This is a genomic window from Staphylococcus sp. HMSC059F04, from assembly GCF_001812565.1.
GTDB classification, from domain to species: Bacteria; Bacillota; Bacilli; order Staphylococcales; family Staphylococcaceae; genus Staphylococcus; species Staphylococcus lugdunensis.
The window spans coordinates 73,467-93,312 of sequence record NZ_KV809464.1; the positions used below are offsets into that span (position 1 = coordinate 73,467).

At 34.2% G+C, this 19,846-nt stretch carries 19 protein-coding genes and 2 pseudogenes; 14 read left to right on the forward strand and 7 right to left on the reverse strand.

Annotation, left to right across the window (positions count from 1 at the left end; all coding sequences use genetic code 11):
- Window positions 1-258 precede the first annotated feature (258 nt).
- Complete coding sequence (locus HMPREF2864_RS03015) at window positions 259-810, reverse strand: TetR/AcrR family transcriptional regulator (RefSeq protein ID WP_002478772.1); 552 nt, start codon at window positions 808-810, stop codon at window positions 259-261.
- Window positions 811-942: 132 nt separating this feature from the next.
- Here HMPREF2864_RS03015 and HMPREF2864_RS03020 point away from each other — a divergent pair, with 132 nt between their 5' ends.
- Together HMPREF2864_RS03020 and HMPREF2864_RS03025 are read left to right on the forward strand one after the other, a co-directional pair.
- Complete coding sequence (locus HMPREF2864_RS03020) at window positions 943-1,590, forward strand: HlyD family secretion protein (RefSeq protein WP_002460169.1); 648 nt, start codon at window positions 943-945, stop codon at window positions 1,588-1,590.
- Window positions 1,591-1,602: 12 nt separating this feature from the next.
- Window positions 1,603-3,561 (forward strand): annotated as a pseudogene (locus HMPREF2864_RS03025) (DHA2 family efflux MFS transporter permease subunit); the annotation flags it as partial.
- Between the two features lie 285 nt (window positions 3,562-3,846).
- Here the strand turns inward: HMPREF2864_RS03025 and HMPREF2864_RS03030 are convergent.
- The gene (locus HMPREF2864_RS03030; RefSeq protein WP_002460164.1) at window positions 3,847-4,554 is read right to left on the reverse strand and encodes a hypothetical protein; all 708 of its coding nucleotides are present in this window, start codon (window positions 4,552-4,554) and stop codon (window positions 3,847-3,849) included.
- Between the two features lie 208 nt (window positions 4,555-4,762).
- Between HMPREF2864_RS03030 and HMPREF2864_RS03035 the strand changes: the two genes are divergently transcribed.
- Window positions 4,763-5,671: an alpha/beta hydrolase fold domain-containing protein gene (locus HMPREF2864_RS03035; protein ID WP_002460162.1), complete on the forward strand. Its 909-nt coding sequence runs from the start codon at window positions 4,763-4,765 to the stop codon at window positions 5,669-5,671.
- Window positions 5,672-5,703: 32 nt separating this feature from the next.
- Here the strand turns inward: HMPREF2864_RS03035 and HMPREF2864_RS03040 are convergent, their stop codons facing one another.
- Together HMPREF2864_RS03040 and HMPREF2864_RS03045 are read right to left on the reverse strand one after the other, a co-directional pair.
- On the reverse strand, window positions 5,704-6,093 hold the full coding sequence (locus HMPREF2864_RS03040; protein WP_070544996.1) for a hypothetical protein: 390 nt from the start codon (window positions 6,091-6,093) through the stop codon (window positions 5,704-5,706).
- A gap of 5 nt (window positions 6,094-6,098) precedes the next feature.
- A complete protein-coding gene (locus HMPREF2864_RS03045) occupies window positions 6,099-6,566 on the reverse strand; it encodes a thioesterase family protein (protein ID WP_002478777.1) in 468 nt (155 codons plus the stop codon).
- 118 nt (window positions 6,567-6,684) lie between these two features.
- Between HMPREF2864_RS03045 and corA the strand changes: the two genes are divergently transcribed.
- Complete coding sequence (corA, locus tag HMPREF2864_RS03050) at window positions 6,685-7,632, forward strand: magnesium/cobalt transporter CorA (protein ID WP_070544997.1); 948 nt, start codon at window positions 6,685-6,687, stop codon at window positions 7,630-7,632.
- A 45-nt stretch (window positions 7,633-7,677) separates the two neighbouring features.
- Window positions 7,678-8,730, forward strand: a complete 1,053-nt coding sequence (fni, locus tag HMPREF2864_RS03055; protein WP_002460158.1) for a type 2 isopentenyl-diphosphate Delta-isomerase — start codon at window positions 7,678-7,680, stop codon at window positions 8,728-8,730.
- A 124-nt stretch (window positions 8,731-8,854) separates the two neighbouring features.
- On the opposite strand, the gene HMPREF2864_RS03060 is transcribed toward fni, so the two are convergent.
- Complete coding sequence (locus HMPREF2864_RS03060) at window positions 8,855-9,463, reverse strand: DNA-3-methyladenine glycosylase (protein WP_060795225.1); 609 nt, start codon at window positions 9,461-9,463, stop codon at window positions 8,855-8,857.
- 237 nt (window positions 9,464-9,700) lie between these two features.
- On the opposite strand from HMPREF2864_RS03060, the gene HMPREF2864_RS03065 reads away from it, so the two are divergent.
- Window positions 9,701-9,916, forward strand: a complete 216-nt coding sequence (locus tag HMPREF2864_RS03065; RefSeq protein ID WP_002460156.1) for a helix-turn-helix transcriptional regulator — start codon at window positions 9,701-9,703, stop codon at window positions 9,914-9,916.
- A gap of 554 nt (window positions 9,917-10,470) precedes the next feature.
- A complete protein-coding gene (locus HMPREF2864_RS03070) occupies window positions 10,471-11,481 on the forward strand; it encodes an aldose epimerase family protein (RefSeq protein ID WP_070544998.1) in 1,011 nt (336 codons plus the stop codon).
- A 74-nt stretch (window positions 11,482-11,555) separates the two neighbouring features.
- Here HMPREF2864_RS03070 and HMPREF2864_RS03075 read toward each other — a convergent pair.
- A pseudogene (locus HMPREF2864_RS03075) lies at window positions 11,556-12,205 on the reverse strand (MOSC domain-containing protein).
- 155 nt (window positions 12,206-12,360) lie between these two features.
- Between HMPREF2864_RS03075 and HMPREF2864_RS03080 the strand changes: the two are divergent.
- Window positions 12,361-13,047 (forward strand): ribose 5-phosphate isomerase A, encoded by a 687-nt coding sequence (locus HMPREF2864_RS03080; protein ID WP_002478782.1) that lies wholly within the window; start codon window positions 12,361-12,363, stop codon window positions 13,045-13,047.
- Window positions 13,048-13,090: 43 nt separating this feature from the next.
- Here HMPREF2864_RS03080 and HMPREF2864_RS03085 read toward each other — a convergent pair whose 3' ends face one another.
- Entirely contained in the window at window positions 13,091-14,293 is a 1,203-nt protein-coding gene (locus HMPREF2864_RS03085) for a peptidoglycan release complex CPBP-like subunit SdpC (RefSeq protein ID WP_070572108.1), read from the reverse strand.
- 204 nt (window positions 14,294-14,497) lie between these two features.
- Here HMPREF2864_RS03085 and HMPREF2864_RS12280 point away from each other — a divergent pair, with 204 nt between their 5' ends.
- The 6 genes from HMPREF2864_RS12280 to HMPREF2864_RS03115 all read left to right on the forward strand — a co-directional run bounded on the left by HMPREF2864_RS12280 (window position 14,498) and on the right by HMPREF2864_RS03115 (window position 19,845).
- A complete protein-coding gene (locus tag HMPREF2864_RS12280; RefSeq protein ID WP_237449019.1) occupies window positions 14,498-14,644 on the forward strand; it encodes a hypothetical protein in 147 nt (48 codons plus the stop codon).
- Window positions 14,645-14,770: 126 nt separating this feature from the next.
- Window positions 14,771-15,901 carry an amidohydrolase gene (locus HMPREF2864_RS03095; protein ID WP_070545000.1) on the forward strand — a complete coding sequence of 377 codons (1,131 nt, stop codon included), beginning with the start codon at window positions 14,771-14,773 and terminating at the stop codon, window positions 15,899-15,901.
- Between the two features lie 79 nt (window positions 15,902-15,980).
- A complete protein-coding gene (locus tag HMPREF2864_RS03100; protein WP_070545001.1) occupies window positions 15,981-16,862 on the forward strand; it encodes an SDR family oxidoreductase in 882 nt (293 codons plus the stop codon).
- Between the two features lie 181 nt (window positions 16,863-17,043).
- Window positions 17,044-17,628 carry a hypothetical protein gene (locus HMPREF2864_RS03105; protein ID WP_002460144.1) on the forward strand — a complete coding sequence of 195 codons (585 nt, stop codon included), beginning with the start codon at window positions 17,044-17,046 and terminating at the stop codon, window positions 17,626-17,628.
- 286 nt (window positions 17,629-17,914) lie between these two features.
- Window positions 17,915-19,210 (forward strand): Na+/H+ antiporter NhaC family protein, encoded by a 1,296-nt coding sequence (locus tag HMPREF2864_RS03110; protein WP_002460143.1) that lies wholly within the window; start codon window positions 17,915-17,917, stop codon window positions 19,208-19,210.
- Window positions 19,211-19,335: 125 nt separating this feature from the next.
- Entirely contained in the window at window positions 19,336-19,845 is a 510-nt protein-coding gene (locus HMPREF2864_RS03115) for an SRPBCC family protein (protein WP_002492215.1), read from the forward strand.
- Window position 19,846: the final 1 nt, after the last annotated feature.

Sequence of the window (19,846 nt, forward strand, 5' to 3'; positions counted from 1 at the left end):
TCAGAGCCTAAAATATAATTATGTCCCAGACTCTGACGAATGTTAAATATAACAAAATTTATGACTTTTTGGACGAATTTTTTATGCGTATGTTTTTCAAAATGTCGCCTAAACCTATCGTCTTCTATGAGCACTGTTTCATTGCGAGTCAGCGTCCCAATACTGTTTAGCCATCCAAAATACGGATGGTTTTTATTTTAGAACTTATAACTCAGACTGTATTCTTATAATTACGATTCTGACCCATATTTGCGTATACTAGCGTTGTAATTTAATCGTATTAGCAAGTAGAATATCAGCAATTTTATGTGGACTTTCTTGACAACCGTCTTTCAGCCAACTTAACAAAATAGCAGTTTGTCCACCTAACGTATAAGTAACAAATGCACTTTTATTCTCAATCGTTGTATTATAGTCTGTTAAAATCTTTTCATACTTCACTTTTGTGAGCTGGAAGTATTCGATGGCAATTTCACGATTGGGATGGGTAATGAATACGGCATGAAAGAAAGCTTTTTTACGTTGTATGTACTTTAAGACAATCACAAAGAATTTATGAATCTTCATATTGTTTGATTTAACATCTTCAAAGTCATTGTACAATGTGTCTAACAAATTGATGTATTTCTTTTTATGGTAATTTTGAATAATATCATATAAATCATATTTATCTTTAAAGTTAGCGTAAAATGTTGAACGGTTTACATTGCTATGTGCACAAATTAATTTTGTAGTAATAGCTTCAAAAGGATATTGTTCAAGTAGATGGACAAAATTAAAAATAATTCTATATTTCGCACGATTTTTCATTTGTAAAGTCACCTGTATTTGTTTTGTTACGAAAAACCAACAATTTTGTTAGATGTGTTGGTGTTTTTTTACTGCTGATGTCTCTATAATAGATAAAGTGAATTTTAAAAGCAAATAGGAGGAAATGTTTAGATGAAAAAATTGATTTTAATCAATGTGATTACAATCGTTGTTTTAGCAGTTATTGGTATCATTGGCTTCCATTTTTATAACAATGCGACAAGCTATGTAACGACTGATAATGCTAAAGTTGACGGTAAACAAATTAAAATTGCAAGTCCAACATCAGGTCAAATTAAATCATTTGATGCTAAAGAAGGGGACAAGCTAAGTAAAGGTGACAAAGTAGCTACAGTCGTTGGGAAAAGCGAAAGTGGCGATACACAATCAATGGATATCAAAATGCCACAAAACGGTACAATCGTAAAAACAGATGGTGCTGAAGGTTCTATGGCACAAGCTGGAAATCCAATCGCTTATGCATACAATTTAGATGAATTATATATTACTGCGAATGTTGATGAAAAAGACGTCAGCAGTATTGAGAAAGGTAACGACGTAGATGTTACAATTGATGCGCAAGGTACAACAGTGAGTGGTAAAGTTGAACATGTTGGTCAAGCAACAGCAAATAGCTTCTCATTAATGCCATCTTCTAATAGTGACGGTAACTACACGAAAGTATCTCAAGTCGTTCCTGTAAAAATTTCTCTTGATTCTACACCATCAAAAGATGTTGTTCCTGGTATGAACGCTGAAGTTAAAATTCATAAAAACTAAGGGGGTCAAAATATGACTACGACCTTCATTATTGGTTATATTGTTGTAGCGCTCATATTTATTGGCCTTATTAACTTTTTCGTGGTTAAATCACGCAAAAAGAATAAAAATAAAGGGCAATTCAAGGAACAACGCAATCTACAAGATTCTAAGAGTCAACAATCTAAATTTAAAATAAGTGATTTAGACAAAGAAGAAATGTCTAAAAATGGGTTTAATCAAAGTAAGTCAAATGACATTGAAGATGATAAACGTAAACATCAATTCAATGATACAACAGAACACATTGCAACGACAGAAACAGGAGATACGTCTGATAAGCTACAACACGCTGATGAAACATCACATGGTGTCAATCAAGGAGATGATGCACATGATGCTATTAATCCGAACTCTGTAGAAGGACGTGTCAATGAACAAATCAAGAATCAAAATGAAGATTTTGTCTTTGGCAAAAATGTTACACGTGCTCAAATTATAGCAGCGATGTTATTTGGTATGTTTATTGCTATCTTAAACCAAACATTATTAAACGTGGCATTACCGCGTATTAATACTGAATTCAACATTTCAGCATCAACTGGTCAATGGTTGATGACAGGATTTATGTTAGTAAATGGTATCTTGATACCTATCAGTGCGTTTTTATTCAATAAATATTCTTATCGTAAATTATTTATTATCGCGCTTACATTATTTACACTGGGTTCATTAGTTTGTGCGATTTCTACAAACTTCCCAATTATGATGACAGGACGTGTATTGCAAGCCATTGGTGCTGGTATATTAATGCCACTTGGATCTAACGTTATTGTGACAATTTTCCCACCTGAACGCCGTGGTGTAGCCATGGGTACAATGGGGATTGCCATGATTTTAGCTCCTGCAATCGGTCCAACACTTTCTGGTTATATCGTTCAAAACTATCACTGGAATGTGATGTTTTACGGTATGTTCATTCTAGGATTAATTGCTATTATCATAGGGTTTATTTGGTTTAGATTATATCAACGCACAACAAATCCTAAAGCCGATTATCAAGGTGTTGTATACAGTACAATTGGTTTCGGTGCCTTATTATACGGCTTCAGTGAAGCTGGTAACAAAGGCTGGGGCTCAACAGAAATCATCGTGATGTTTATTCTTGGTGCAGTATTTATTACGTTATTTGTTATTCGTGAATTAACAATGAAAGCACCGATGTTAAATCTTGAAGTTTTGAAATCATCAACGTATACATTGACTACAATTATCAATATGGTAGTCATGATGAGTTTATTTGGTGGTATGATTTTATTACCGATTTATTTACAAAACTTACGTGGTTTCTCAGCTTTAGATTCAGGATTACTTATGTTACCTGGTGCGCTTGTGATGGGTGCTTTAGGTCCAGTAGCTGGTAAATTGCTTGATACAGTAGGTCTTAAACCGTTAGCTTTATTTGGTATTGCAGTGATGACTTATGGTACGTATGAATTAACAAAACTTAATTTAGATACACCTTATATGCATATTATGAGCATTTACATTATCCGCTCATTTGGTATGGCATTTGTAATGATGCCATTGATGACTGCGGCAATTAATGCGTTACCACCACGTCTCATTTCACATGGGAATGCATTTTTAAATACGATGCGTCAATTGGCTGGATCAATCGGAACAGCGATATTAGTCACTGTTATGACTACCCAAACAACGCAACATTTTAATGCATTTTCTACAGAATTAGACAAAACAAATCCTGTTGTTCAAGACCATATGCGTGAACTTGCAACACAATACGGAGGAGAACAAGGCGCAATGAAAGTACTATCTATGTTCGTCCAAAAAATATCATCCGTAGATGGAATCAACGACGCATTCTGGATTGCAACAGCACTTAGCATACTCGCATTCATCCTAAGCCTATTCCTAAAAAGCAAGAAAAAAAGCAGACGCAGAACACGACAAAATGATGTCCAAAGAACATATATAGGGGCCCCAACAAAGAGAATTTCGATCAGAAATTCCACGAACAACGCAAGTTGGGGTGGGGCCCCAACAAAAAGACCTTTCCAAAAGAAAGTCAACGAACAATGCGAGTTAGGGTGGCTGAGACGGCACCCTAGGAAAGCGAAGCATTCAATACGAAGTATTGTGAAAATAGAGAACAGCAGCAAGATATTTTCTAATTGAAAATAATCTTACTGCTGTTTTTCTTAGATTTATGTCCCAGACCCACTCATTTTCATATTTAGTAGCTATATCATAGGTTTATAATCGCTTAATTTGACGTTTACTTCTAAAGAATAAACTTAAGAATATCAATGCTAAACAACAGATAAGTAAAATAATGGCATTATGTGTAGCATCTGCTTCTATGATAACTTGATCCGGCGTGATTTGTACGTAAGCATTATTTAACAACTTTGCTATACGTTGTGCCAAATAATCAATAGCAATCATAAAATATACGACTATTGCCAACATGCTTGCAATAGACAAAAAGTTAAGTAATTTAAGCAATGTACGATTAAATAGTAAAGTTAATATTGTTAATATTAAACTTAAAATGCATAAGCCAAAGAAAATATTGAATAACATGTTTATTTGTTCAATCACTGACTTTAATTGCTCTATATGTTCAGGTTTAATGGATAAGGCTTCTAATTGTTTGGCTATATCACTTAAACCGAGTCCATTTAACTTGGTAACTTGATCCGAGTTAATGCTCAATTCAGTTAAATTTGATAATGATTGCTTAAAGTTTTTGAGCTGTGTATAACCTACTTCTGTATCTTTTAAGCCAAAAATAAAAAGAGGTTGTTTATACATACTATAGCCACTTATGGCGGTAAGCACTAAGACGATAAAATGAATAATGATACTAACCCAAGAACGTTTCTTAGTCGTTTGTAACTGATAATCTGGTTGATATTGTGTACGTTGATACGTTGGGTGTTGTGAACGGGATTGTTCCATTATGATACTCCTTTTTAGTATTTGATTGTTTTCTATGTTGTATTATTTTATACTAGCTTTGATATAATAATAAAATATAACTAAGTTGGTCTTTTTAAATACTTATTTCAAATATATATCATACATTATATCGCTGAAAAAGCACGAAAAAAATTACGATAATATTAAATTCTGCAGAAAATCAGGCAATTTTTAGGGGTTGACATACATGAGAACTTATATGATGAATCGTGTGGTAAATAAGTATTTACTGCATAATCGTTCAATTCAATTTAAGGATGAGGGACAATTTAATCAATTTATGGAGAAAAGAAGAAATGCTAATCGCTTAAAGCATAAACAACCTTCAACATTAAATGTTAAATCAAATTTAGATAAATTAATGTTAGATGATATGCAAGTATTTCGATTCAATTTTAGACATGAAACAGGTAAGAAAATCCTTTATCTTCACGGTGGTTACAATACGTTACAACCCTCGCCATTTCATTGGCGCTTGATGGATAAATTAACATTAGCCACGTTATATGAGGTCGTGTTACCTATTTATCCTAAAGCACCGGAATTTCATATTGATGATACTTTTAAAGCGATACAGGCAGTTTATGAACAATTAGTGGATGAAGTAGGTGCTGAAAATATAGTAGTTATGGGTGATGGTACTGGAGGCGCGCTCGCATTAAGCTTTGTCCAATCTCTTATCAAACAGCAGTTGCCAATGCCACGTAAATTGTATTTATTGTCACCATTATTGGATGCTACATTAAGTAACCCAGAAATTACAGAAAAACTTCAACAACAAGATCAATTTGTTAATCGACAAGGTGTTCATGATATTTTATCAGTGTGGGCAGCTGGAAAGCCTTTGAACAATGCTGAAATATCACCAATTAATGGCAATCTTGAAGGCTTACCACCGATTGTTATGTTTGGTGCAGGAAAGGAAATCTACTATCCTGATATGGAACGCTTGGATTTTTATTTAAGTGAGCACCGACAACCGATTGAGTTCTTTAGATATCCCAAAATGATACATGACTTTTCGTTATTTCCTATTCATGAATCACACAAAGTAGTGAAACAAATTGCACAAACGATAGATAATGATTTGAGATAGGCCTATATAGGCTTATCTTTTTTATTGTTAGTTTAAAAAACGTCAATGCGTGTTTTAATATGCTTTAAAATAGAGCGTTGACCATCTCTATGTGCTTCTTGTGACAATTGTTCAGGCAATTCTTTAGCCATGATAGCCAAATTTTTTATTTTTGAGTCTTGTTCAGTCAACAGATGTAATTTGTCTTCAATTAGCGTCATCAAAGTATGTGAATCTTGAGATTCGACATTGTACTGTAGCCAATCTAGTGCCTGCTTTTGTCCTTGATAATAGCTCATATTTAGTGCTCTACGTAATAACTCTGTACTAGGTCCATTCATAAACATATCTTTAGTTTGATTCATATCTATAAGGTTGAGCTTTAAATCATCATGCAAATCTAAGAGATATGATTTTATTTTTTCTATGCTAGATTTTGTCATTGTGTTCATCCTTTATTCGGTATTCCGATTTGATGCCCTAATTGTTTAGGCCACTGAGATATGTCTTGTGTCTTGTAATATGATGTCATTTCTGTGAAATAAGGTTCTGGGAATGCTGCTGCCTTGCGCGTAGTTGAATCAATACCAAGCATCATAACTTCATTAGTCGCTGCCAAAGTGCCGTTCTCTTTTATTAATTTCAAGAAAAAGTGTATGCGCTTATCGTCATAGTTATATATGAAAAGTTGTATTATATAGTGTTCTCCTAGCGACATTTCGGCTAAATAAGTTGTATGTTCTTCGACAGTAAATATTGTATAATGCAGCGCTTGTCGTTCTGCTAGAGACAATCCGTGAGTATAATTGAATTGGTTGATTGCATCGCTAAAAATATAATTGTAATCGGCATCATGCATATGTGCATTATGATCAATTTGTGATTGTTGTACCATGCCTTGTACTGTAAATATCATCGCTTATCCTCCATCTTTCTATGTTAGTTCTATCATACTAAATAAAATTAGCACATACACATGATTGAATTCATGGTAAAATAAACAACGAACGTTGCTGAAGTGGGAGGAAATATGTATGAGTATAACGATTAGATACCAAACACCACACACATCATTGACAACAGTACCTGATATTGCAGATGTACCTAGAGATGCAACGATTGTTTGGTATGATTTTGAAGATGCAACTGCCAAAGAGAATGATTTTTTGCGTGAAAATTTTGATTTTAACTATTTAGAAATTGATGATACAATTACGGGCGTCCCACGCGTGAAATATAAAGCATACGACGACTATCAATATATCGTGTTTCATAGTATCAATAGTGATGATTATTCACCACGTGCACTCAATGTCTTTTTAAAAAATAATTTATTAGTGACCTATCATCACAAGCATTTTTCATCATTGATGAAGGTAGCAAAATGGAATGCTTATCATCATGATGGTGAACTAGACTGCGCAGATATTGTTATTCATATATTAGATATGATGGTGGATAAATATTTTGATTTTGTGTATGACATTGAAGAAAAGGTTTATAACTTTGAAGATAAGCATGTGGATGATGCTTTAAGTAAAAAGGTGATGGACAACGTCTTTAAATTAAGATCTGACCTTATAAAAATTAAACGAGTCATGTTTCCAATGCAAGAATTGGTGGAAACAATCAAGAGCGAAGGTAATTTAATTGTAGATAGCAAGCATTCGATGTATATCCAACATATCGATGACCATTTGATTAAACAAAGTAATATTATTCGTACATCGCAAGAGATGACAAATGAAATCAGGGAGAATTATGAATCATATTCATCATTTAGAATGAATAGCATCATGCAAATATTAACCCTTGTATCAGTTATCTTTTCTCCATTAACTTTTATTGCAGGTGTTTATGGAATGAACTTTGATAACATGCCTGAATTAAGATGGCATTACAGCTATTATATTTGTTTAGTTGTCATGCTAGTTATCGCGATTGCATTAATTATCTTTTTTAGAAAAAAACGTTGGTTTTAATAATAGATATTGTACGGTAAACCTTTAATAAAGGATGGTAAATGAATGAGTAATTTTCAAAGAGAACAAAGAAAAAATGAGCACGTAGAAATTGCTATGGCACAACAGGATGCACCGGCGTCAGATTTCGATAGAGTGCGTTTTGTTCATCATTCTATTCCACACATTGATGTAGCACAAGTGAATTTATCGACACACACTTCCAACTTTAAGCTGGATTATCCGCTATATATTAATGCGATGACTGGTGGCAGTGAATGGACGAAACAAATTAATGAAAAATTGGCTACTGTGGCACGGGAAACTGGCCTTGCCATGGCTGTGGGATCGACACACGCTGCATTGCGAAACCCTGATATGATAGAGTCATTTCGAATTGCACGGCAAGTAAATCCTGAAGGTGTCATTTTCAGCAATGTTGGGGCTGATGTACCTGTTGAGCGTGCAGTCGAAGCGGTTGAATTGATGGAGGCTCAAGCATTACAAATCCATGTCAATGCACCACAAGAACTTGTGATGCCAGAAGGTAATCGGACATTCGCAAGTTGGATGGATAATATTGCTAAAATGATTAACCATGTTCCGGTACCGGTTATCATTAAAGAGGTAGGCTTTGGATTCAGTAAAGAAACATTTAAGGCATTAAAAGACATCGGTGTGACTTACGTTGATGTAAGTGGCAGGGGAGGCACTAACTTTGTCTCAATAGAAAATGAACGACGCAGTAATAAAGATATGAATTATTTAGCTAATTGGGGACAATCCACGGTAGAATCATTGCTTGAAAGCCAAGCATATCAATCTTCACTCAATATATTTGCTAGCGGTGGTATAAGAACGCCACTAGATGCCATCAAGAGTTTGGCATTAGGTGCTAAAGCAGTAGGGATGTCTCGCCCATTTCTAAATCATGTTGAAAATGAAGGTGTGGAACAAACGATCACTTTTGTTGCACAATTTACAACCCAAATGCAACAAATTATGACGATGTTAAATGCGCCAGACATTGAAGCATTAAAGCAATCACAACTTATTTTTGATCAACAACTTTTATCTTGGATGGAACAGCGTCATATTGATATAGATAGAGGCTTATAGACCATATTAATACGGGGCCATGTATATTAATCATAAAATATAAAATAAAGCGCCATAGCACCTCATTTCAGCGTGTGTTACATGTTGTATGTGTGTGCTATGGTGCTTTATTATGTCAAAAAATCTATTTCCAAGTATCTATCGCTGCACGCATATTCTTTTTAGGTATTCTCGAAACATATGGATTACCTTTAACTGTATAACGTAGAGGTTTTGATGTCCATATACCTTTGTTAGGTATTCCAATTCGTGCACTTGCTTCAATTTCACGTGGATATTTACGATTTTTTGTGTCTATGGATAGGCGTCCGACGTTCAATAGTGTTCCATCAATGGCACGTGGAATATGAAATGCTTTTGTCCATTTTCCAGGTCCATTTGTTAATTCATAGCCGTGCTTACCACGATTCATTTTCATAGCTTCAATACCATCGACAGGTTCAATTGCACGTATGAGCACCCCTTCAGGTACACCCGCTTGTTGTGTGACAAAATTAATTAATAAATGGGTGTGCATGATATGTCCATAAATCGTGCCACCACGTTGGTATAAGGATGTAACCTTAGGAGTTTGTTTACCCCCAAAGCCATGTGCTGCACGATCATCAAAGCCTAAATAAGCTTCTGTTTCTACTATATATCCAGAATAAATTTGGCCATCATCATTATAAATCACTTTGACACCTAATAATGCTTTAGCAGTATCTATGGTACTAGGGACGATGAAATCCATTACATTCTCCTTTTAGTGAATTTGTATTATATCTTTAACTTTACCAAAGTCAGTCATAGAATTGTATTGAAATCGAAGTTTAGCAGTGAATTTGATCTTTTGTTCTTAAAAAGAGACACTTTATGCCAGCAAATGAATTGGTATAGAAACACAATAAAAAATAGAATTATTCCTTGGAAATGTCATATATATTTGACTTTGGTTCGTCATTTACGTATGATTTAATTAAGAGTTAATGTGAAAGAAGTGGTGACACGCTTGAATAAAGTAAAAGTATATCGTGGTTATTCTAAAATATCTCAACTGGAATTAGCTAGAGCTGTTGGTGTGTCAAGACAAACAATAAATATGATTGAAAATGGCAAATACAATCCATCATTAAAACTATGTGTAAATATAGCTAAAACTTTGGGCACAACGTTAGATACATTATTTTGGGAAAATGATACTTAGAGATATTGTTATATAGTTAATAAGCTGAAAATTTCATTTTATTTAAAAGGCTATGAAAAATTGTAAGTGATTACATCGAAATTTGGAATAGGAAGTTGTAATTTTTTTACTAAAAAACCATGGAAGAATTGCGAATATTGGCGATAATTTGTGGCATATTAAGTAAAAAAGTGTAACAATGTATAAGTGTATAATGGCTTTTCACCATAAAGAAAACGTAAAATTATGAATAATAAGCTAAGTAGATAACGATAGCTCATGTTCTTAGTCACGGAATTATGTGATAAAGATGGGGCTAATTCGTTAGGTTATATTTTAAGGGTATGATTTAAGAAGTCTGATTTTTTAGTTGCAGTATAATTGTAAATTTTAGTTTTAAGTATTACAATCAATCATTTTCAGCATTAGGTAAATGGATGATGCCCAGATATTTATATATCCGCTTTGTTTAACGGGCTTTAATTTTAATACAAAATACAATTTGTATTCTGTGCGTGATGTCATTGCCTAACAGCACTTAGTTGGACATAGTTAAGAGGGAGACGTAAGTAATTATGATAGTTGAAGTAGAAAAGCAAAGACATGGTATCGACCTTATTAAAATTGACAATAATGAAACAAGCATCGTCTTTTCAAATTATGGTGCAAGAATTGTCGCTTGGAAATTTCATGACAATAATATCGTCTTAGGTAATCGTGTAGAAGCTGATGAATTTTATCTAAATAATCCATTGAAATTTGGTGCAACAATAGGTCGTTATAGCGGTCGAATTGAGGCAGGCGCTTTTAAGCTTAATCAAGATCGCTATCAACTTGAACAAAATGATGGGCTTAACCATATCCATGGTGGTTCAAATGGATGTGATCAAGTCCTATTTGACTATGACATCGTTGAAGGAATAAGCGATGTAAAAGTTATTTTCAAGGCAAAATTAAATGCTAGTGATGACGGTTATCCAGGAGAATTAGCGCTTAAAGTGATACATCATTATGATATAGAACATCGTTGGACGATTACTTATGAAGCTGAAACGACGGCTACAACTATATTTAATCCAACGAATCATGTCTACTTTAATTTGAATAGAGATAACAATGTTATTGATAATCATCAAATACATGCGAAAGACTTAAAGATGTATTTATTAAACCGTCAACATTTCTTATTGAATGACACACTTATAAACTTAACATCTCAATTTGGTTCAGACCATATTACATTTCAAGAAATTTTTCAGGCGCATCAAGATGATATTAAGCAACAAATGGAACGTTATCAAGGGTTAGACCATCCATTTGAACTAAGCGAACAAACATTGTCTGTAGAAAATGGAGAGTTCAAATTACAAATAGATACAGATATGCCTTATGTTGTGATATACACGATGAATCATCCAGAAACTTGGGAGAGCCAGTTAAATATATATAAACCGCATTCAGGTTTTACATTAGAAACACAATTTTTACCCAATGATATAAATTATTTTGGTCAACAAGCACCGTCTATTTTAAGAGCTGGCCAACAATTTTCTTCAACAACAAGTTATCAAATTAATGAGCAATAAGAAAAGAGCATGATAAGTGTCAACCATCAACAGTTGACACTTATCATGCTCTTTATTCATTTAATAGAATTATATTATTTACAGGCACGATGATATAGGCGAGATAACTTTTCCCGTCTGCTAGGAGATAGATAAGGATTATTTAAAGCATAAGATATACGTGAAATATTTTTTCGATCGTTGTAATAAATATCATTTAACTCATAAACAGATAATCTTGACGCTTTATTTGCTTGAGTAAGTAATTCTAGATTATCTTCTTGAGAAACATAGCCTTCCTGTATCACTCTAAAATAAAATCCTGTCTTTCCTGAAGCTGTCATGCGTTTGACTAAGTCAGGAATTTGATATTTAGCTTGAATTTTCCAGCAAGGTTCACGCATTTCTGAGACTTCTAATATCGCTTCACCTAAACGATATTGGTTTCCAAAATAAACATCTCGTTCATCTATATGCTTTACCGTAACATTTTCCCCGAACATGGCGTAGGTAACTGTGCTAAATCTTCTTTATACATATCGTAATTTGATTGACTAAAACAGCAAACTGCTTTATGAGGACCACCGTGGTCTTTGTATGCTTGTTCATCTTCAGAAAACCCTTCAGTAGATAGCCACATGCGACCAGCAAATGGTATTTTATCTAACGCTGAAATCATGGGCTTTTTTGTACTATAAGGCAAGTGTTGGATTTTACCAGTAGAAATAGCAACAACAGGTATCATTGTTTGTCTCCTTTTTAAGTTTTATTGACAGCTTACTATAAATGTTCATAAAGTAGCAATGCTTTTAGTGAATTTGCATATATCAACTGTATCTTTTAAAAGTTGTCATGTACAATGAAAGGGAATACAACAATAGAGAAGGGGTTCCAATTACGATGCTAGACACAAAACAATTGAAACTATTAACAACTGATGACGCTGTTGCTCAAATCAAGGATGAAATGATTTTAGGCATTGGTACAGGTAGTACAATAGAACTACTCATTCCTAAAATCGCTGACAAAATTAAACGTGATCATTTAACAATTAAAGGTGTATGTACATCCAATAAAACGGCCATATTAGCAAAAGAGCAGCAGATTGATATTGTCGATATTAATGATATTACATATATTGATTTAGCAATCGACGGCGCAGATGAAGTAGATCCACAGTTGAATTTGATTAAAGGCGGTGGAGGGGCACTGTTCAGAGAAAAGGTGATAGATGAACTAGCAGCACGCTTTGTCGTTTTAGTTGACGAACAGAAAGTTGTAAATTATTTGGGTGAAACATTTCGATTACCAGTGGAAGTAGATAAATTTAATTGGCAATTAATAAAAGCAAAAATAGAAGATTATGGTCATATTCGTACGGAATTACGCATACGTGACGATGTACCGTTTATTACAGATAATGGGAATTATATTCTTGATTGTGAGTTGACAACAGAATTGGATCCTTATCAATTGCATGAATATTTAATTCATCTTACGGGTGTTTTAGAAACAGGATTCTTTTTAGATATTGCGGATCAAGTAATTGTTGGTACGCAACAAGGTGTTAAAATAAAAAATAAATAAAAAAACAGGAAGCCAACGTTTGTGTTTGGCTTCCTGTTTTTAGTTACTTGTCTTGCTCTTTGTCTGTTGCTGTGGGTGAAGCTTTTTGCGCGTCTTGTATTTCTTGATGCGCATCAGCAACGACAGAAGATTGTCGATTATATTTAGAGTCTGTGTCATTGTTATGTTGTTCAGGTTTAGTATTATCAGAATCAGCTGTTTGTTCAGATGGTGTTTCCTGAACTTCGGTTGCTGTTTCTAAGTTATTATCAGCTTCGTGTTGTTCAGGTTGATAATTAGCTTCTGATTGATTTTCACTTGTTGGCGTTGATGTTGGGGTCTGTTCAATATCGTTCTTCATTTCTGATGAGGTTGTACCTTTTTCAGAATCTTCACTTGGTGTTGTAACAGTTGCTGTTTCTTCAGTATCATCGTCTCCAATATGATCTAAATAATTATTGGGATCTACTTCGTCCAGACTTTGATCTGTTGTACGATAAATAAAATATCTGATAATCATAGTGAAGATAATATAGACGATTGCTACGGCTGCTGTTGTTAAGGCAATTACTTTCATTGAGAAAAGGTCTCCCGTTTCTTCACTAAATAGAAAGACAGGAATAAACGTCATCAAACCGTGAAAGGCTGTTGCGATATAAATAGTACGTCCATTTGTATCATGAATCAGCTCACCAACAATCATTGAAAAGGCAAAGGTATATAAAAAGTTATAGTCTGTATACTCTAAATTATATGTTGTATTAATTGTCCAAATTGCATACATTAAACCTACAATGATAGAAGCAATAAACGTATTTACCTTAGATTCTACAACTGTTTGTAAATATGAACGGAAGCCGAACTCTGCAAAGAAAGCCATCATTAGATGACCAATTAATACGGCTAATACAGTTACAGATAAATTTGATGCTTGTAATAAAATAAAGCTATCCGCCATTGTATTAAATATCACCATACCGATGATAAAAATAACTAAAGGTAAAATAAGAGCTAATAACAGACGATTAATAACTGTTAAACTAATTGTAAATTTTAACCCGGAAAGTTGGGCACGCTTATTTTTAAAGATTAGAATACAGATAACTGCTGAAATAAAAGGTGCTAAACGAGATGCATCAAATAAAAAAGGTTTAACACCAAACATAGGTTGATAATCTCGAAGGATTAAAGTGAGTGCCATCGTAACAATAAAGAATACAAATATTGTTAAAGCCCACTGGAACCCGGAAATTCTATTGTTTTTCATTTATGTAACCTCCAATAGGGTAACCATCCAAATCTCTTTCTTTAACATTATACATATTAAGCCGATAGAAATAAATTATTCCATTAATTTATCATCAAACTGTAATAGTCTTGCATTATTTTACACATTTAAAAGTAAGATACTCATCATTTGTTAGAATAATTTGACAATTGTGTTAATCTATTATACATAAGGGCAATAGATATGTCACAATCTCGATTTTTATTTTATATTGCACAATGGGCTGGTCAATATGGTCAAAACATTATGGCAGTATTAGCTTCTGTACGAATTACAATATTTCTAAATACATTTGATAGCAGAACAATCAAACATATGCTGCACCCATGATTCGGTTAATAGTAATGGGTGTTTCTATAATATTAATTTTAATCACACTTAATTTAGTTATCGGAGCCGTGTGAGGAACAATTATCCATGACGTGATTTACTTTTTTAGAAAGGACGTAGATATACATGCTTAATTATAATGATATTGTTAATTGGCGTCGGATGTTTCATCAATATCCTGAACTTTCTAATGATGAATTTGAGACGACAAAGCGGATTCGCCGCATTTTACAGCAATATGACATCCGCATCTTAGATATACCAATGGCTACCGGTTTAGTAGCTGAAATTGGGCAAGGATTACCTTGTATAGCAGTTAGAACAGACATTGATGCATTACCTATTGATGAGCAAGTTAACCATGCGTTTACCTCTACAAATGAAGGGGTGATGCATGCTTGTGGACATGATATTCACATGGCATCCATTTTGGCAGTGGCTGTCCAATTAAAAGCACTCGAAACAAGTTTGCAAGGTACCGTACGGATATTATTCCAACCTGCTGAAGAACTGGGTTATGGTGCTAAAGTTTTAGCGCAAACCTCAGCTTTAAATAACGTATCAGCTGTGCTAGGTTTTCACAATTATCCTACGCTGGGGATTAATCAATTTGCGATTAAATCTGGTGCAATGACATCTAATGTAGACCATTTTGAATTTAAAATACTTGGTAAAGGTGCACATGCAGCTAAGCCAGAGCAAGGTAACGATCCTGTTATCGTACTTGGACAATTGATTACCAGCTTACAATCAATAGTTAGTAGAAATATTTCTGCATTTGACAGCGCTGTTGTGACAATAGGTGAAGTATCGGCAGGTAACACATGGAATGTTATTCCTGATGATGCTTATGTTCAAGGTACCGTTAGAACATTTGATGCAGCAATCCAAAGTAAAATTGAGCAACGAATGCAAGATATTGCGACTGGTTTAGAAAACTTGTTCCACGTTAAGATAGAATTGAATTACACACGATTACCTGGTGCGGTGTATAATGATGAACATTTGACACTAGAAGCAATAAAAGCAGCTCAAAAAGTAGGCTACGATGTCACAACTCTGGAACTGCCCGTTACGATTGGAGAAGATTTTTCCGGTTTATTAGATAAACGACCTGGTGTATTTGCATTTATTGGTTCTAATAGCGATTATGATCTACATCATCCTAAATATGATCCAGATGAACATATTTTAGAAAAAGCACCTGACTATTTTATAACATTGATTCAACAATTATTAGCTAATGCAGAAGAGTAAGAAATTTTATTGTTCATGATTAACGTGTTATCTAACTTGGGTATAAAACTACTAGCTCATTAATTAGGAGATGACCGTTATGGAACAAAAAGATCCAAGAACGAAATATAAATACAGTCTTTACGAAAAACAAGAACAACCGTTACCCGGATTGCAATCAGAGATGACACCTGAACCAGATTGTGGCGAAACTTCATATGTGGGGCATGGTCGCTTACAAGGATATAATATGCTTGTAACAGGTGCGGACTCTGCGATTGGTCGTGCTGCTGCAATTGCTTATGCTAAAGAAGGTGCAAACGTTGCGTTAAACTATTTACCTAGAGAGGAACAGGATTCGTTAGAAGTAAAGGAAGTAATTGAAAAAGCTGGACAACGTGCGGTTCTTCTGCCGGGAGACCTCAGAAATGAACAATTTAATTATGATTTGGTCGAACAAGCGTATCATTCTTTAGGTAGTTTAAATAATATTACGCTCGTTGCTGGACATCAACAATATCATGACGATATTCATGGTTTTACAACAGAACACGTGAAAGAGACATTTGAAACAAACGTATATCCAGTCTTTTGGACGATACAGAAAGCGCTAGATTATTTACAACCCGGAGCTACAATTATAACGACTTCTTCTGTACAAGGTTATAATCCGAGTCCAATATTACATGATTATGCGGCATCTAAAGCAGCAATTATTTCACTTACTAAAAGTTTCTCTGAAGAATTGGCAGATAAAGGGATACGAGTGAATTGTGTAGCACCAGGACCATTTTGGTCACCATTACAAATTACCGGTGGACAACCGCAAGAAAAAATCCCAGAATTTGGTCAACAAACGCCTTTAAAACGTGCTGGTCAACCCGTTGAATTAGCTGGCACATACGTGTTACTTGCTTCAGAAGACGCGAGCTATATAACAGGTCAAGTATTCGGTGTAACGGGTGGTATTCAAATTAATTAATATTATTAAGCATTGGTTCATTTTCTAAGATAGAAAATGAAAACAGCTTAGTAAGCTCCTTTCAAAGTAAACATGGAGGAAATGTAGACTTTGGAAGGAGTTATTTATGTTGATTGCAATTAGAAATATATTTAGCTATATGCTATTAATAAAGCTATAAATGTATTCAAAGGATGAGTAGATGTCAGCAGAAAATTTAATTAGAGGACTTGCATTTACCTATTTTATAATTGGTTGTGCGATGATGTATATACTTGAATTGGATAGAAAGATGTTAGTATTCTTTGCGGTACCAGCAATACTTACAGTGGTTTTTGCGCAATTATTTGAAGTGAATAAACATATTAATCAAGACCAGATATGGTTAACACCATTTTGGGATAGAGTCATGGCTGTAGTGTCTATAATATGTTATGGTCTGGCGTTTGTGCTAGTGTTTATTGGACCATATCCAAACGTTGCTTTTCAATTAATCTCAATTGTTATTACGATAGCAATTTCACTTTTCTTAGATTCAAAACTTGGTTTGAATCGTAACATATTAAGTCAGGATAGCCAGAAACACAAAAAGCATGTACCTAAAGCACAATATTTAAAAATACGATATTTGGTTATTACAGTAATGGTAGTAAGTGTTGTAACGATTTTAATTTCAGGGTTCTATCGTTGGACCGTAATATTAGGATTAGCATTCACCATGTTATTTATTGGCGTTATTGTGTTTATTATTTTTAATGACCATTATGAACATGAAGATTTCATATGATTTTGATATTTATATTGACGACGAGGTATTTCTCTAGTACGGTAAATGATACCTAAGTATATAATGATAGAAGTTTGACAGAAGTTATGTTGTGTTTCTTTAATTGAAATGATATAAGTGGTACAACTGCGGGGGCGGGTACAAGCTAAATTTGGCTTGAATTTTCCGCCCCCATAAAGATGACGAAGAAGAAAAAATATTTGCTCAATACCGCTAAATGTCATAGATGTATGAATAATATCCATGAAATGACGATGTGTTTTTATATGGGAAAGGAAGATAAGTAATGACTAAAGAGAAACAAAATGGTCATGCGTGGGCACTGTTGCCACTATTATTATTTGTTTTATTATTTTTAGGTGTGGGGATTATTTCTGGAGATTTCACTACCATGCCGCTTAATGTAGCTATAACTGTAACCGTCGTTGTGGCACTGCTAATGAACCGTAAAGAACGGTTTGCAAAAAAAATTGAAGTATTTACTAAGAGTGCCGGACATTCTAATATTATTTTGATGATGCTTATTTTTATTTTGGCAGGTGCTTTTTCGACAACCACTGAAAAAATGGGCGGTGTTGCATCGACCGTCAATTTAGGTTTATCACTTATTCCGCAAAACTTAATTATTGTGGGCTTGTTCGTGATTTGTATGTTCGTGTCTATTTCAATGGGGACGTCAGTTGGCACAGTGGCAGCGATAGCTCCAGTAGGATACGGATTTGCGCAAGCTACAGATGTGCCAACCGCGCTTGCAATGGCTACTGTTGTTGGTGGTGCTATGTTTGGTGATAATCTATCAATGATTTCAGACACAACTATTGCTGCAGTGCGTACCCAGAAAACACATATGAAAGATAAATTTAAAGTTAATTTTAAAATTGTATTACCTGGTGCATTGCTAACGATTGTAATTCTATTCTTATTAACACATGGTGTAGCGATAGATTCAACAAAAAATTACGATTATCATTTAGTAAAAGTTATCCCTTATGTATTGGTACTAGTGCTCGCATTGATAGGTGTTAACGTTATTATTGTCTTAATTGGCGGGACTGCATTATCAGGTATCATTGGTTTAATAGATGGTTCGTTTGGATGGAAAGGCTTGCTTAAAGCGATATCAGAAGGGATTATAGGCATGGAAGATATTGCGATGATTGCGCTTTTAATCGGTGGTCTAGTAGGTTTAATTGAACATAATGGCGGCATAAGTTGGCTGCTAAATTTTGTTCGTTCTAAAGTGAAATCTAAACGCGGTGCACAATTTGGTATAGCGAGTTTAGTTAGTGTTGCTGATATCGCAACTGCTAACAACACAATTTCTATTATTATGTCAGGTCCACTTGCAAAAAGTATTGCTGATGAATACGATGTTGATCCTAGAAAGTCGGCGAGTATATTAGATATATTTGGCAGCTGTTTTCAAGGATTATTACCTTATAGTCCACAAGTGATATCGGCAGCTGGAGTAGCTGGGATTTCACCATTTTTACTTGTACCATACAGTATTTATCCAATATTATTAGGTGTGTGTGGCTTAGCGTCCATTATCTTTTTATATCCAAAACTAAAAGCAAAATAGTGCTTGGAGATATGAAAGTATTAAAATCTACTTTGGTAAATTAATATATTTGTGATACAACTATTTTGGTGTGAGTTAAAAATACGTTAAAATAGAATTGAGTATGAAAGTAGGTGTATGGAAAAGTGGCTAAATATAATGTAGAAGATGAGTATGTTCAAATTCATATTGAACGATTATTAAAATATTCGCCTTCCTTAGTTTATCAAGCATGGACAACAGCGTCTTTACTTAAACAATGGTTTATGACGTCTCAGCGTACCAATCAAACATTTGATGTCGACGTAGCAGAAAATGGTAAATATCGAATTGTTGATAAACGCAATGGCAAAGCAAATGTTATAGAAGGAACTTTTGAAGTATTGATAGAGAACCAATATATTAAAATGACTATTGGAATGCCAGGGCTTAGCGATGCTGAAGATATGATTGAAGTTGAATTTGTTGAACGAGAAACAGGCGGTACACAACTCTTGTTTAATTATCAATCTTTAGTGGCACGTGAACGACGCTTAACTAATCTCGAATATAAGCAGAAGAAAAAAGAATATCATGACTCAACGGTTCATGGCTTTGAACTTATGTTTGATAAAATGAATCAAGTACTTGCGGACTATATTGAAGCATCATCTTAAT

Excerpts from the sequence above, each read along its gene's own strand:
- HMPREF2864_RS03015 (WP_002478772.1), bottom strand. The coding sequence starts at position 810 with ATGAAAAATCGTGCGAAATATAGAATTATTTTTAATTTTGTCCATCTA.
- HMPREF2864_RS03020 (WP_002460169.1), top strand. The coding sequence starts at position 943 with ATGAAAAAATTGATTTTAATCAATGTGATTACAATCGTTGTTTTAGCA.
- HMPREF2864_RS03030 (WP_002460164.1), bottom strand. The coding sequence starts at position 4,554 with ATGGAACAATCCCGTTCACAACACCCAACGTATCAACGTACACAATAT.
- HMPREF2864_RS03035 (WP_002460162.1), top strand. The coding sequence starts at position 4,763 with ATGAGAACTTATATGATGAATCGTGTGGTAAATAAGTATTTACTGCAT.
- HMPREF2864_RS03040 (WP_070544996.1), bottom strand. The coding sequence starts at position 6,093 with ATGACAAAATCTAGCATAGAAAAAATAAAATCATATCTCTTAGATTTG.
- HMPREF2864_RS03045 (WP_002478777.1), bottom strand. The coding sequence starts at position 6,566 with ATGATATTTACAGTACAAGGCATGGTACAACAATCACAAATTGATCAT.
- corA (WP_070544997.1), top strand. The coding sequence starts at position 6,685 with ATGAGTATAACGATTAGATACCAAACACCACACACATCATTGACAACA.
- fni (WP_002460158.1), top strand. The coding sequence starts at position 7,678 with ATGAGTAATTTTCAAAGAGAACAAAGAAAAAATGAGCACGTAGAAATT.
- HMPREF2864_RS03060 (WP_060795225.1), bottom strand. The coding sequence starts at position 9,463 with ATGGATTTCATCGTCCCTAGTACCATAGATACTGCTAAAGCATTATTA.
- HMPREF2864_RS03070 (WP_070544998.1), top strand. The coding sequence starts at position 10,471 with ATGATAGTTGAAGTAGAAAAGCAAAGACATGGTATCGACCTTATTAAA.
- HMPREF2864_RS03080 (WP_002478782.1), top strand. The coding sequence starts at position 12,361 with ATGCTAGACACAAAACAATTGAAACTATTAACAACTGATGACGCTGTT.
- HMPREF2864_RS03085 (WP_070572108.1), bottom strand. The coding sequence starts at position 14,293 with ATGAAAAACAATAGAATTTCCGGGTTCCAGTGGGCTTTAACAATATTT.
- HMPREF2864_RS12280 (WP_237449019.1), top strand. The coding sequence starts at position 14,498 with ATGTCACAATCTCGATTTTTATTTTATATTGCACAATGGGCTGGTCAA.
- HMPREF2864_RS03095 (WP_070545000.1), top strand. The coding sequence starts at position 14,771 with ATGCTTAATTATAATGATATTGTTAATTGGCGTCGGATGTTTCATCAA.
- HMPREF2864_RS03100 (WP_070545001.1), top strand. The coding sequence starts at position 15,981 with ATGGAACAAAAAGATCCAAGAACGAAATATAAATACAGTCTTTACGAA.
- HMPREF2864_RS03105 (WP_002460144.1), top strand. The coding sequence starts at position 17,044 with ATGTCAGCAGAAAATTTAATTAGAGGACTTGCATTTACCTATTTTATA.
- HMPREF2864_RS03110 (WP_002460143.1), top strand. The coding sequence starts at position 17,915 with ATGACTAAAGAGAAACAAAATGGTCATGCGTGGGCACTGTTGCCACTA.